A 12770-nucleotide genomic window follows, 5' to 3' on the forward strand; every position below is an offset into this window, starting at 1 on the left:
CTCCCCGATCGTCCGTTTTCGAGACGCGTTGCAGGACTGTAGCCCGGAAGGCCTAGACCTTTAACCTCTGCTTCTATATGTTATCCGCACTGTGACCCACGTCGCACCCCGCGCCGACGGCCGCCGACGAGACAAGGACGCCGATGACTGCCCTGCCCGAGCCGCAACCGACCGCGATCTCGCTGCGCTCGGTGACCAAGCGCTACGGCGACGTCACCGCGGTCGACCGCCTCGACCTGGACATCCTCGACGGGGAGTTCTTCTCGATGCTCGGCCCGTCCGGCTCGGGCAAGACCACCGTGCTGCGGTTGATCGCCGGGTTCGAGACTGCCAGCGAGGGGCGGATCGAGCTCGACGGCGAGGACGTCACCGACACCGCGCCGTTCGACCGCAACGTCAACACCGTGTTCCAGGACTACGCGTTGTTCCCGCACATGAACGTCCTCGACAACGTTGCCTACGGCCTCCGGGTCCGCAAGGTCGGCAAGAGCAAGCGGCACGCCCTCGCTCGGGAAGCGCTCGAGACGGTCCGGCTCGGACATCTCGCGGCGCGGCGACCCAACCAGCTCTCCGGCGGGCAGCGGCAGCGTGTGGCGCTGGCCCGGTCGATCGTCGTACGACCGAAGGTGCTGCTCCTCGACGAGCCCCTCGGTGCCCTCGACCTCAAGTTGCGCGAGCAGATGCAGGTCGAGCTGAAGCAGCTCCAGCGCGAGCTAGGCATCACGTTCGTCTTCGTCACCCACGACCAGGAGGAGGCGCTGACGCTGAGCGACCGGATCGCGGTGTTCAGCGAGGGCCGGATCGTGCAGCTCGGGACGCCGGCCGAGGTCTACGAGCGACCGGAGACGCCGTACGTCGCCTCGTTCGTGGGCACCTCCAACATCTTCGACGACGCCACCTCGCGCCGTCTGCTCGGCCGCGGCGGCAGCCACGCCCTGCGTCCCGAGAAGATCACCCTCTCCCCCGCCTCCGCGGGGCAGGTACCGGCCTCCGGCGACAGCGTGATCCGCGTCGCCGGCGAGATCACCGAGGCGATCTACCTCGGCACCGGGCATCGCATCCACGTGCGGCTCGCCGACGGCACGCCGTTGGTCGTGCTCGAGCAGAGCACGGGCAGCCACGCCGAGTCCGAGCAGCGCGGCGACAGCGTCGTCGCCGCCTGGTCCACCGACGACCTCGTCCCGCTCACCGAGGAGTCGACGGAGCCGGAGACGCCCCTGTCCACTCCCCCCTTCGAGATGGAGAACCGATGAAGCACACGATGAACGGGCGCGGTCGCCGCGCCGTGGCGGCGGCGTTCGCCGCAGGCTCCCTCCTTGCGCTCTCCGCCTGTGGCGGCGGCGACGACGGCGGCGGGGGTGACGGCGGCGGCGAGGCGCTCCAGGAGCTCGGCGAGTACGAAGGCCAGGTGTCGATCCTGGCCTGGCCCGGCTACGTCGAGGACGGCAGCAACGACCCGGCCGTCGACTGGGTCAGCTCCTTCGAGGAGGAGACCGGCTGCCAGGTGACCAGCAAGGTCTACGGCACCTCCGACGAGGCGCTGAACCTGGCCAAGACCGGTGAGTACGACGTGATCGCCGCCTCCGGCGACCTCTCCCTGCGGCTGATCGCCAGCGGCGACGCCGCGCCGGTGAACACCGACCTGGTCGAGAACTACGAGGGGATCTTCGACTTCCTCAAGGACACCGAGTGGAACACCGTGGACGGGGTGAACTACGGCATCCCGCACGGGTACGGCGCGAACCTGCTGATGTACAACGCCGATGTGGTCGACGAGCCGAGCTCGTGGGGTGCGGTCTTCGAGCCGTCGGAGATGGACGAGTACCAGGGCAAGGTCACCGCCTACGACTCGCCGATCTACATCGCGGACGCGGCGCTGTACCTGATGAAGACCCAGCCCGACCTCGGCATCGAGAACCCCTACGCGCTGGACCAGGAGCAGCTCGACGCTGCGGTGGAGCTGCTGAAGACCCAGCGTGAGTACGTCGGTGAGTACTGGTCGGACTACCTCAAGGAGATCCAGGCCTTCCAGACCGGCGACAGCGTGATCGGTACGACGTGGCAGGTGATCGTGAACGCGATCGACAAGCCGAACATCAAGGCCGTGCTGCCCGAGGAGGGAGCGACCGCGTGGAACGACACGTGGATGCTGTCCTCGCAGTCGGAGAACGTGAACTGCGCCTACGCCTGGATGAACCACATCGTCAGCCCCGAGGCCAACGCCCAGGCCACCGAGTACTTCGGCGAGGCGCCGAACAGCGAGGCCGCCTGCGCCGAGACCGAGAACCCCGACCACTGCGAGATCTTCCACGCCGGGGACGAGTCCTACTCCGACCAGCTCTGGTACTGGCGGACCCCGGTCAAGGAGTGCCTGGACGGCCGCGAGGACGTCGAGTGCACCGACTACTCCCAGTGGACGCAGGCCTGGACAGAGATCAAGGGCTGACCCTGCATGTCCTCCGACACCGCCCGCGCGGCCGTCCCCGTCCCCCGGGCGACGGCCGCGCGGCGGATCTCCTCCCAGCTCAGCAGGTTGCGGTGGCTCCGGCTCGGCCTGCTGCTGTCCGCACCACTGGCCTGGCTGGTGCTGGTGTACGTCGTCGCGCTGGCCTCCCTGCTGATCACCGCGCTGTGGACCGTCGACAGCTTCACCGGCGACCTCGACCGGTCGGTGTGGACCTTCGACAACATCCGCACGGTGCTCACCGGGTCGCTGTACCGCACGGTCACCGTGCGCACGATCGGGATCGCCCTGCTGGTCACGGTGATCGACGTACTGGTGGCGCTGCCGATCGCGTTCTACATGGCGAAGGTGGCCTCGCCCCGGCTCCAGCGGTTCCTGGTCATCGCCGTGCTCACCCCGCTGTGGGCCAGCTACCTGGTGAAGGCCTACGCCTGGCGGTCGACGCTCTCCGACGGCGGGCTCATCGAGTGGCTCGGGGCGCCGCTGGGTGTGCAGTCGCCCGGCTACGGGCTGCCCGCGATCGTGATCACCCAGGCCTACATCTGGCTGCCCTACGTGATCCTGCCGATCTACGCCGGCCTCGAGCGGGTGCCGGACTCGCTGCTCGACGCCTCGAGCGACCTGGGCGCGCGGACCGGGCAGACCGTCCGGTCGGTGATGTTCCCGCTGCTGCTGCCCGCGATCATCGCCGGCTCCATCTTCTCGTTCTCGCTGACGCTGGGTGACTACATCACCGTCAACATCGTGGGCGGTGCCAACCAGATGCTCGGCAACCTCGTGTACACCAACGCCGGTGCGGCCAACAACCTGCCGCTCGCGGCCGCGGTGGCGCTGATCCCGATCACGATCATGATCGTCTTCCTCGCCGCGGTCCGCCGGACCGGCGCCCTGGAGAACCTGTGAAGGACCCGGCATGACCCTGAGCAAGACCGCCCGCCGACTGCTGGCTCTCGCGACCGTCCTCGTGCTCGCCGTGCTCTACGTGCCGCTGCTCGTCGTACTGGTCAACTCGTTCAACCCCAACCAGGCGATGACCTGGCCGCTCGACGGGTTCACCCTGGAGTGGTGGGGTCGTGCGTGGCGCAGCCAGGGCGCCCGCGACGCGGTGGTCACCAGCGTGGAGGTGGCTCTCGCCGCGACGGGGATCGCGTTGGTGCTCGGCACGCTGCTCTCCCTGGCGTTGCAGCGGTTCGACTTCTTCGGCAAGAGCTCGGTGAACCTGCTCGTGATCCTGCCGATCGCGCTGCCCGGCATCGTCACCGGCATCGCGCTGAACAACGCCTTCCGTGGCATCCTCGCCATCCAGCTGTCCCTGATGACGCTGATCGTGGCGCACGCGACGTTCACGATCGTCACCGTGTTCAACAACGTCCAGGCCCGGCTGCGCCGGCTCGGCGGGAGCCTGGAGGAGGCGTCGGCCGACCTCGGCGCCGGCTTGTGGACGACGTTCCGGCTGGTGACCTTCCCGCAGCTGCGCTCCGCCCTGCTCGCCGGCGGCCTGCTGGCGTTCGCGCTCAGCTTCGACGAGATCATCGTGACCACGTTCACCGCCGGGTCGACCGTGACCACGCTGCCGATCTGGATCCTGGAGAACCTCTTCCGCCCCAACCAGGCGCCGGTCGTCAACGTGGTGGCCGTCGTGCTGATCCTGCTGTCGATCGTGCCGATCTGGCTGGCCCAGAAGCTCTCCGGCGACACCGAGGGCCTGCACTGACAGCTCCGGCCCCGCCCGGGCGACGCGACCCCCCCCTGAAACGACGAAAGGCCCCGAAGGGCCTTCGTCTTCCGTGAGCTCCCCCGGTTGGACTCGAACCAACAACCCTCCGGTTAACAGCCGAATGCTCTGCCAATTGAGCTACAGGGGATCGCGCAGCGCCGATAGGTTAGCAAGTGATCCGCCCTCACGCTAAATCGAGGAGCCCCAGCCGCGTCACATGCCGAGATCGGCCTCGGCCGCGCGCAGTCCCGCCTCTGCCGCGGCGAGCACGGCGGGGTCCTCGGGATCGACACCGGCGTCGAACTGGTAGGCCCATGAGACGGCGCCGTCTCCGCCGGGCGCCCTCCTGCCGATCACCAGCAGGCCACGCTTGCCGTGCACGGCGACGCGCCGCTGGAGGACCACCGAGGCGGTCACCCGCTCGCGAACCAGCTCCAGGAGCAGGCCCGGCTCGGCCACGGGGAACTCGTGCCGCGGCTGGACCCGGCCGAACTCGCCGACCTCGACCACCACGAGCCGCTGCGCGTCGCCGTCCCAGTCCGCGCGCTCGATCTGCTCCCAGGGGATCCGGGTCTCGACGGGCTCGACCACCGGCCCGGGCTCGACCACCGGCCCGGGCTCGGCCCCCGGCGTCCCGACGACCTGCAGGGCGTCGCGGGTGCCGAGCAGCCAACGGCCGTCGGTGGTGCGGGTGCCGGCGAGGACCTTCTCCCCCGGCCGGAGCGCGGCCGCTGCCACCACCTCGTCGGGCACGCTCACGCCGCGCTTGAACGGGTTGCGGATCACAGCGTCTCGCCGCCGATCGCCCGCTCGCGCAGGTTGCGCCGGTGCTGCTCGAGCGCGACGAGCTCGCCGAACATCCGGTTGTAGTCGGTCGCGTGGTCGACCGGGTTCGTGCGCTGCAGCTTGGACTTCAGGTCGGTGATCCGGCGGAGCGTGGTCAGCTCCTGCAGTCGGTAGACGTGGGCGGCGACGTAGGCCGCATCGGGCTCCTTCGCCGACAGCAACGGCTCCACGGCGAGCGCGTTCAGCGTGTGCGCCGCAGCCTCGTCGGTGGTCTTCTCGCGCAGCCGCGACACCCAGCCGTCGTTGCCTGCCGACGGACCACCCAGGGCGGCGATCGCGTCCCACACCGCGCGGTAGGTCGGGTGGGTGAAGTCATGGCCGTCGACCTCGGCAGCCATCTGACCGACGGCCGCAGGGTGCTGCACGACGAGCTTCAGTGTCTCCCGCTCCAGCGCGAAGCGTGGGTCACGCAGGTCCGGCAGCGGTGGGGCCGCCGGCCGTGCCTCGGTGTACGACGGTCCGCCTGCCGGCGCGGATGCCGGAGCGGAGCCGGGCCGACGCCGCTCGTCGGCCTTGGGGCCACGCGCCGCTGCTCGACGTACCTCTGCCCGGGCCTGCTCGACGTCGACACCGACCATGCCGGACAGCTCGCGGGCGAACGCCTCGACCTTCGAACGGTCACGGATGCTCGACACCAGCTTGGCCGCCTCGCGCAGCGCGTCGATCCGGCCGTCGGCGCGGTCGAGGTCGTAGCGGGAGACGACGTTGCTGAGCACGAACCGGTAGAGCGGGATCCGCCGGGCGACCAGCTCGCGCACCGCCGCGTCGCCCTTCTGCAGCCGCAGGTCGCAGGGGTCGAGACCGTCCGGCTCCACAGCGACATAGGTCTGGCTGACGAACTGCTGGTCACCACCGAAGGCGCGCAGCGCCGCCCGCTGGCCGGCCTCGTCGCCGTCGAAGGTGAAGATCACCTCGCCGCGGAACTCCTCGTGGTCGTGCAGCAGGCGGCGCAGCACCCGGCCGTGGTCCTCGCCGAAGGCGGTGCCGCAGGTGGCGACGGCGGTGTTGACGCCGGCCAGGTGGCAGGCCATCACGTCGGTGTAGCCCTCGACCACCACGGCCTGCGAGGTCCGCGCGATGTCCCGGCGGGCCAGGTCGATGCCGTAGAGCACGTGGCTCTTCTTGTAGATCGGCGTCTCAGGGGTGTTGAGGTACTTCGCCTCGACCCGGTCGTCGTCGAACAGCCGCCGCGCCCCGAAGCCGATCACGTCGCCGTTGGTCTCCCGGATCGGCCACAGCAGCCGCCCTCGGAACCGGTCGTAGTGGCCGCTGCGGCCCTGCGCGACGAGACCGCCGGTGACGAGCTCCTCGTCGCGGAAGCCCTTCTGCCGCAGGTGCTTGTAGAGCGCGTCGCCGTCGCGCGGGGCGAAGCCGACCCCGAACGTCTCGGCGGCGTCCTTGTCGAACCCGCGCTCGGCGAGGAACTGGCGGCCGGCCAGCGCCCCCGGCGAGCCGAGCTGCTCGACGTAGAACGCGGCAGCCGCCTTGTGCGCCTCGATCAGCCGCGGCCGCAGGTTGGCGTCACGGCGCTGGGGCCGCTCGGCACCCTCGGTGTAGCGCAGCTGCACGCCGTACTTGTCGGCCAGCCGCTCGACGGACTCGGCGAACCCGAGACCGTCGATCTTCATCAGGAAGTCGATGACGTCGCCGCCCTCCCCGCAGCCGAAGCAGTGGAAGAACCCGCGGGCGGGGGTGACGTGGAAGGACGGCGACTTCTCGTCGTGGAAGGGACACAGCCCCTTCTGCGAGCCGCCGCCGGCGTTGCGCAGCGTGACGTAGTCGGAGACCACCTCGTCGATCCGGGCGCGCTCGCGCACCAGCGCGATGTCTTCCTCACGGATCAGGCCTGCCACGAGGCGGAGTCTACGTCGTACGACGGACGCACCGGCCGGCGATGCACAAGCATCGCCGCGCCATCGCCACAACAGCTCAGCTGAACGCTTCTGACACCGAAATCGGGCCCCGAGCCGTCACCACAGGTCAGCTGACCTGTGGTGACGGCGAAGCCGAGCCTGCCGGCGGACATCCTGCGACTCTGCCCCTCCGACAGCGATGGAGCGCACCGGCCGGCGATGCGCAAGGGACCGTCGACCCTGCCGATTTAGGTCACAACAATGTTGCCTAAATCTCATCACGAGGAGGAAGGGAAGCCATGACCGTCACCGCCGAAACCACCACCGTCACCGCCTTCGGTGCCGCCGAGTCGCTCGAGCGCGAACCGGCCGGGATCGTCCTCTACGGAGACCTGACCTGCCCCTGGAGCTATCTGGCCTCCCGCCGGGCCGCGCTGCTGGAGCGGGCGGGCGTGCAGGTGGACTGGCGGATGGTCGAGCACGACCGCCCGGCACCCGGCCGTGGGCCCTCCCCCGCCGCCCGGCTCGCTCTCACCCGGCGCGACCTGGACCACGTCACCCGCCGGCTGCTCCCGGGTGAGCGGCTGCCGCACGCGCTCGCCGGGTTCGTGCCGTACACCAAGCCGGCGGTGTCCGGTTATGCCGAGGCGGCGCTGGCCGGCGTGGGAGGCCCGGCACGGCAGCTGCTGTTCGACGCGTTCTGGATGCACGCGGTGGACCTGGGCGACGCCCGCCTGGTGCGCACCCTGCTCGTCGACGTCGTCCGCAGCGGCCACTCCTCGAGCGACCTGCTCCGCGACTGGGGCTACGCGGTCGACGTCACCGGCGCCCCGGTGACCGCGGCAGCGTGGCGGCTCGTGCGCGACTGGCGGAGGTCCTGGTCGGCCGGCGGCGAGATCGTGCCGGTTCTCGTCGACGACCATGGCCGGCGCCGCCACGGGGTGGACGCGGTCGAGTGGCTCGGCGCGGAGCTGGTGCGCCGCGGGGTCGACCTCGAGGAGCCACCATCCGAGCCGGCACCCGCGTCGGCGCAGCACGACCTGGTCGACCTCGGCTGGGCCAGCGAGCACGGCAACCGCTGGATGCAGACCCGTCGGGAGGCGCTCGCTCCCGACCTGTTCAGCCGGCTGCGTCCCTGGATCTGACCGGTCAGGCGCGGTCCCACACGACGAGCCCGTCCTCGCGCAGCCGCGCGCCGTCGGACGGCTCGTGGGTGGTGAGCCGGCCGTCGTGCATGGGGTGGCGCACCAGGACTCCGTGTGCGACGACCGCGACGTCGGCGATCACCCGTCGGTGGCAGCGCCACCACACGCTCTCGCTGCACATCACGGCCACCCGGCGCTCCGCGAGCTCGTCGAGCAGCTCGGTCATCGCGTCGCGGAACTCCGGCGTCCTGGTGTGCGCGGCGTAGGCGGCGAACGCCTCGACCCGCCACCACGGGTCACCCTGGTCGCCCTTGTCACGCCTGCGGCGACCGCCGAGCCGTTCCTCCCAGCGGTAGTCGATGCCCAGGCCGGGCAGCCAACCGGGGAGCGCGTCCCGGCTGACCGCTGGGTTCGCGCGGCTCCCCGGGAACCGGCGTACGTCGACCAGCAGCTCCACCGACGCATCCTGCAGGAGAGCTCCGAGGCCCTCCTCGTCGAGGCGGCCATGGCCGACCGTGAGCAGGGCAGGTCCGGCGGGCTCCGAGCGGGACGGGTGCGGGTCAGCCACGGCGGCGTCGGACCAGCCGCTCGTGCCACTGCACCGCAGAGGCGTCGGTGAGGGAGGCGACCTGGTCGACCACCACCCGCAGCCGCGCGGCGTCGGAGCCGGCCCGGGCGTGGTCGTCGCGGAAGGCCGGCTCGAGCGCCTCCGGCCCCCGGTCGACCAGCGCCACCACCAGCTCGGCCAGGATCTCCCGTTGGGTGGCCATCAGGCTGACCCGGTCCGCGGCCTGCATCACGAAGTGAGCGGCGATCCCCTTCAGGACCGCGATCGCCAGCCCCGTCTCCCGCGGCACCACGAGGTCGGCGGCGTAGCGGCTGAGCGGCCCGGTGCCGTACTTGTCGTGGGTCGCGTGCTGGACGCTGGTGCAGAACGCACCGATCAGGTCGCTGGTGAGGTTCTTCAACGCTGCCTGGGCAGGCCGGCTGCCGTCGAACGGAGCGTCCGGCCACGACGGCATCGCCTGCAGCCGGGCGAGGGCGTCGTCGAGCTCGGCGTCGAGGACGTCGGGGAGGTACCAGTCGCGCACGGTGTGCCACACCGCGCGGCGCCTACCGGCGTCGAGCAGCCCGGAGAGCTCGATGCGGCCGGCGACGATGCCGTCCTCCAGGTCGTGGACGGAGTACGCGACGTCGTCGGAGAGGTCCATCACCTGCGCCTCGAGGCAGCGCTGCCCCGGCTCGGCCCCCTCGCGCATCCAGGTGAACACGGCCAGGTCGTCGTCGTACACGCCGAACTTGCGGACCGGCGAGAGCTCCCCGTCGGAGTCGACCCGCTTGCCACGCGGGGCGTCGTCGCGGGTCCAGGGGTACTTCGTGCTGGCGTCAAGGGTGGCGCGGGTGAGGTTCAGACCCACCGAGCGACCCTCCGCATCGGTGGACTTGGCCTCCAGCCGGGTCAAGATCCGCAGGGTCTGGGCGTTGCCCTCGAAGCCGCCGCACGCCTGCGCCACCTCGTCGAGCAGGCGCTCGCCGTTGTGCCCGAACGGCGGGTGCCCGATGTCGTGGGCGAGCGCCGCGGTCTCCACGATGTCGGGGTCGCAGCCGAGCGTCTTGGCGAGGTCGCGGGCGACCTGGGCGACCTCGAGGGTGTGGGTCAGCCGGTTGCGGACGAAGTCGTCGGTCGTCGGGTCGACGACCTGGGTCTTGGCGGCCAGCCGGCGCAGCGCCGCGGAGTGCACGAGTCGGGCACGGTCACGCTCGAACGGGGTCCGCTCGGCACGCTTGGGCGGCTCGTCCACCCAGCGGGCGCACGAGGCGTCGTCGTACAGCCTCTCCATCGACCCCATCGCCTCGCACCCTACTGCCCGCCGCCGACAGCACCGGCCCGGTCACGTCAGCGGAGGACGTCCGCGAGCTCCTCGATCGACGAGACCGTCCACGTCGGCGCGGTGGCGTACGACGGGTAGGGCCGGCCGTCGCGGTCCACCCAGGCCGTGCGCAGGCCCGTCCGCGCGGCGCCGTCGAGGTCCCAGGGGTGCACCGCGACCATCACCAGGTCGCCGACGTCGACCCCGCAACGCTCGGCGACGAACCGGTAGGCGCCCGCGGCGGGCTTCCAGACCCCCGCCTCCTCCACGGACAGCAGGTGCTCGAGCTCGTCGCGCACACCGGTGCCGGCGAAGAGCGACTCCGCCACCGCGCTCGAGCCGTTGCTCATCGTCACCAGCCGCAGGCCGGCGGCCCGAAGCGCCCGGATGCCCGGCACCACGTCCGGGTGCAGGCTCAGCTCCATGAACGCGGCCAGAACGTGATCGGTCGCCCGGTCGGCGTCAGCGCTGGACGGCAGCAGTGACCGGAGCACCTCCGCGCCGAGGTCCGCGAACCGTGCCGTGGCCCCGGCCGCGGTCAGCGCGAATCCGTCACGCAGCACCGAGGCGAACCACAGCGGCGCCAGCGAGGCGTCGAGACCGACCTCTCGGAACCGGTCCCCCAGGGGTGAGAGGTCGGACAGGGTCTCGTTGACGTCGAAGACGACCACCGACGGCGCGGGCATGGTGGGTCAGTAGACCGTGACGTGCACGTGGTCGTAGTGGTTGGCCGTGGTCGACCCGCGGTCCTCCATGGAGCGCCAGCCCTCGCTGCTGCGCTCGACGGTCCAGATCTTCTGCGAGTACAGCACCTCGCTGACCCCGAGGTCGCCGGCGTTGGCGCGGACGTACTCCGCGATCTCCCAGCCGAGGTCACCGGAGACCATGATGTCGAGCGCCTGACCGGTGCCGTGCTCGCCGCTGTCCTCGCGCACCCCGCCGTAGGAGGTGATCGACGGGAAGGCCGCGCAGACCGCTCGGTGCACCGCGATCGCGTTGGCGACCAGCCCGGCCTCGACGTCGGATCCGCTCGCACACGCGGCGGCGGAGACGACCGACGACACGGCCCCGGCCACCGACTGCTCCTCCTCCGGCTCCGGGCGCGGCTTCTTCTCCGCGAGGTAGGCGCTGTTGACCCACAGCGAGGTCTTGTCGATGACCACCTCGGTCCACTCACCCCGGGTCTTCCCCGAGACCGGGACCTTCTCGCCCCACTCGAGGGAGCCCGCCCGCGGGGCCTGCTCCGACGGCTGGGTGCGGATGTTCACCGCCGCGGTGGCGAACATGTGCCCGACGGCCTTCGGGGGCTTCGCCTCGAGCCGGACCCGCTCCGCGGAGCGGGAGATCGGCGCCACGCGCATGGGGACGGGTGAGGCGACCGTCTCCGGCACGTTGAACGAGATCGCCGCCGTCGACTGCTCCGGGGCGTCCGGCCACGCGAGGGCGGTCGTGGTGCCACCCAGGGCCAGGACGGCCGCGGCCGGCAGCGCCATGCGGCGCAGGCGTCGTCCGCGCGGGGGCTCGGCGCGGAGCACGTGCTTGTGGCGAGCTGACGCCACGACGAATCACCAACCAGTGTCTTGACGTGAAGAAGTCCGGGTCCGAGTGAAGCACAAGTGCCCCCGCCGGGGACAAACTGCCCCCGCTCGGCGTGGCTGAAACCACGCCTCGGCGGTGGCCCAGACCGGGCGGTCAGCCGCCCGACATCTCCGAGGCGTCCTCCCGGACCCCCCACCCGGAGCCGTCTGTGTCGTCGAGCCACCCCTCGGGGAGTACGACGCGCCGCGGGCTGCCCTGCCGCCCCCGCGGCGTGCCGAGCTCCGCGACGGGGAACGGCTCGGCCGGGTCGAGCCGCTCGAGCAACCGGTCCAGGTCGGCCAACGTGCTGACCAGGCCGAGCGAGTGCCGGAGCTCACCCCCGGCGGAGAAGCCCTTGAGGTACCAGGAGATGTGCTTGCGGAACTCCTTGCAGCCGCGCTCCTCGCCCATGTGCTGGGCCAGCAGCTCGGCGTGCCGGCGCATCATCGTGGTGACCTCGCCGAGGGTCGGCAAGGTGGCCACCTGCTCGCCGGCGAACGCGGCGGCCAGGTCGCGGAACAGCCACGGCCGGCCGAGACAGCCCCGGCCGACGACCACACCGGCCGCCCCGGTCTGCTCGACCATCGCGATCGCGTCGCCGGCCTCCCAGATGTCGCCGTTGCCGAGCACCGGGATGTCGACGTGCTGCACGAGGTCACCGATCGCGTCCCAGTCGGCCTGGCCGGAGTAGGCCTGGCTCACCGTGCGGCCGTGCAGCGCGATCGCGGCGACCCCGGTCTCCTGCGCGATCCGGCCGGCGTCGAGGTAGGTCAGGTGGTCCTCGTCGATGCCCTTGCGGGTCTTCATGGTCACCGGCACGTCGTACGGCTCGGCCGCCGCGACCGCCGCGGTGAGGATCTCCCCCAGCAACGTGCGCTTCCACGGCAGCGCACCGCCGCCGCCCTTGCGGGTGACCTTGGGCACCGGGCAGCCGAAGTTGAGGTCGATGTGGTTGACGCCGTACTCCGCGCAGAGGATCTCGGTGGCCTTGCCGATGTAGACCGGGTCGGTGCCGTAGAGCTGGACCGAGCGGACGTCCTCGAGCTCGTCGAAGGTGAGCATCGACATCGTCGTCGCGTCGCGCTCGACGACGCCGCGGGAGGTGATCATCTCGCAGACGTAGAGCCCCGCGCCCTGCTCGCGGCACAGCCGCCGGTAGGCGGCGTTGGTGATCCCCGCCATCGGCGCCAGCACGACGGGCGTGTCGACACGGAGGCTGCCCAGGACGAGCTCCCGGGGCACGGTGGGGGTGGTGGTCATGGCCGCCATTGTCCCCGGACGTCCCGGACCGGCCCA

Annotated in this window: 12 protein-coding genes and 1 tRNA gene; 5 read left to right on the plus strand and 8 right to left on the minus strand. The window is 71.2% G+C overall.

Annotated features, from left to right (window positions below):
* The first annotated feature begins 143 nt into the window (after positions 1–143).
* The 4 genes from ACYVIH_RS14200 to ACYVIH_RS14215 are packed head-to-tail and all read left to right on the plus strand — an operon-like array spanning position 144 to position 4178.
* A complete protein-coding gene (locus tag ACYVIH_RS14200; RefSeq protein ID WP_460870110.1) occupies positions 144–1253 on the plus strand; it encodes an ABC transporter ATP-binding protein in 1110 nt (369 codons plus the stop codon).
* The gene (locus ACYVIH_RS14205; protein ID WP_460870111.1) at positions 1250–2446 is read left to right on the plus strand and encodes an extracellular solute-binding protein; all 1197 of its coding nucleotides are present in this window, start codon (positions 1250–1252) and stop codon (positions 2444–2446) included. Before ACYVIH_RS14200 ends, ACYVIH_RS14205 begins: the two co-directional genes overlap by 4 nt.
* Positions 2447–2452: 6 nt before the next feature.
* Positions 2453–3367 carry an ABC transporter permease gene (locus tag ACYVIH_RS14210; RefSeq protein ID WP_460870112.1) on the plus strand — a complete coding sequence of 305 codons (915 nt, stop codon included), beginning with the start codon at positions 2453–2455 and terminating at the stop codon, positions 3365–3367.
* Positions 3368–3377: 10 nt separating this feature from the next.
* The gene (locus ACYVIH_RS14215; RefSeq protein WP_460870113.1) at positions 3378–4178 is read left to right on the plus strand and encodes an ABC transporter permease; all 801 of its coding nucleotides are present in this window, start codon (positions 3378–3380) and stop codon (positions 4176–4178) included.
* Positions 4179–4256: 78 nt separating this feature from the next.
* Here the strand turns inward: ACYVIH_RS14215 and ACYVIH_RS14220 are convergent.
* From ACYVIH_RS14220 to dnaG, 3 genes are all read right to left on the minus strand, one after another.
* Positions 4257–4329, minus strand: a tRNA-Asn gene (locus ACYVIH_RS14220).
* Between the two features lie 65 nt (positions 4330–4394).
* A complete protein-coding gene (locus tag ACYVIH_RS14225; RefSeq protein ID WP_460870114.1) occupies positions 4395–4967 on the minus strand; it encodes a hypothetical protein in 573 nt (190 codons plus the stop codon).
* Positions 4964–6880 (minus strand): DNA primase, encoded by a 1917-nt coding sequence (dnaG, locus tag ACYVIH_RS14230; protein ID WP_460870115.1) that lies wholly within the window; start codon positions 6878–6880, stop codon positions 4964–4966. The genes ACYVIH_RS14225 and dnaG overlap by 4 nt, the downstream gene beginning before the upstream one ends.
* Before the next feature lie 299 nt (positions 6881–7179).
* On the opposite strand from dnaG, the gene ACYVIH_RS14235 reads away from it, so the two are divergent.
* Positions 7180–8025: a hypothetical protein gene (locus ACYVIH_RS14235; protein ID WP_460870116.1), complete on the plus strand. Its 846-nt coding sequence runs from the start codon at positions 7180–7182 to the stop codon at positions 8023–8025.
* Between the two features lie 4 nt (positions 8026–8029).
* Here the strand turns inward: ACYVIH_RS14235 and ACYVIH_RS14240 are convergent, their stop codons facing one another.
* The 5 genes from ACYVIH_RS14240 to dusB form a co-directional block, all read right to left on the minus strand.
* Complete coding sequence (locus tag ACYVIH_RS14240; protein ID WP_460870117.1) at positions 8030–8593, minus strand: DUF488 domain-containing protein; 564 nt, start codon at positions 8591–8593, stop codon at positions 8030–8032.
* Entirely contained in the window at positions 8586–9875 is a 1290-nt protein-coding gene (locus ACYVIH_RS14245) for a deoxyguanosinetriphosphate triphosphohydrolase (protein ID WP_460870118.1), read from the minus strand. Before ACYVIH_RS14245 ends, ACYVIH_RS14240 begins: the two co-directional genes overlap by 8 nt.
* A gap of 47 nt (positions 9876–9922) precedes the next feature.
* A complete protein-coding gene (locus ACYVIH_RS14250) occupies positions 9923–10582 on the minus strand; it encodes a haloacid dehalogenase type II (protein ID WP_460870119.1) in 660 nt (219 codons plus the stop codon).
* 6 nt (positions 10583–10588) lie between these two features.
* Entirely contained in the window at positions 10589–11455 is an 867-nt protein-coding gene (locus ACYVIH_RS14255) for an SH3 domain-containing protein (protein ID WP_460870120.1), read from the minus strand.
* A 133-nt stretch (positions 11456–11588) separates the two neighbouring features.
* The gene (gene dusB, locus ACYVIH_RS14260) at positions 11589–12734 is read right to left on the minus strand and encodes a tRNA dihydrouridine synthase DusB (RefSeq protein WP_460870121.1); all 1146 of its coding nucleotides are present in this window, start codon (positions 12732–12734) and stop codon (positions 11589–11591) included.
* Positions 12735–12770: the final 36 nt, after the last annotated feature.

This window comes from Nocardioides pakistanensis (assembly GCF_054781215.1).

Bases quoted from the DNA above. Each gene is read 5' to 3' on its own strand.
- ACYVIH_RS14250 (WP_460870119.1), bottom strand. From the start codon at position 10,582: ATGCCCGCGCCGTCGGTGGTCGTCTTCGACGTCAACGAGACCCTGTCC.
- dusB (WP_460870121.1), bottom strand. From the start codon at position 12,734: ATGACCACCACCCCCACCGTGCCCCGGGAGCTCGTCCTGGGCAGCCTC.
- ACYVIH_RS14210 (WP_460870112.1), top strand. From the start codon at position 2,453: ATGTCCTCCGACACCGCCCGCGCGGCCGTCCCCGTCCCCCGGGCGACG.
- ACYVIH_RS14205 (WP_460870111.1), top strand. From the start codon at position 1,250: ATGAAGCACACGATGAACGGGCGCGGTCGCCGCGCCGTGGCGGCGGCG.
- ACYVIH_RS14215 (WP_460870113.1), top strand. From the start codon at position 3,378: ATGACCCTGAGCAAGACCGCCCGCCGACTGCTGGCTCTCGCGACCGTC.
- ACYVIH_RS14235 (WP_460870116.1), top strand. From the start codon at position 7,180: ATGACCGTCACCGCCGAAACCACCACCGTCACCGCCTTCGGTGCCGCC.
- ACYVIH_RS14245 (WP_460870118.1), bottom strand. From the start codon at position 9,875: ATGGGGTCGATGGAGAGGCTGTACGACGACGCCTCGTGCGCCCGCTGG.
- ACYVIH_RS14200 (WP_460870110.1), top strand. From the start codon at position 144: ATGACTGCCCTGCCCGAGCCGCAACCGACCGCGATCTCGCTGCGCTCG.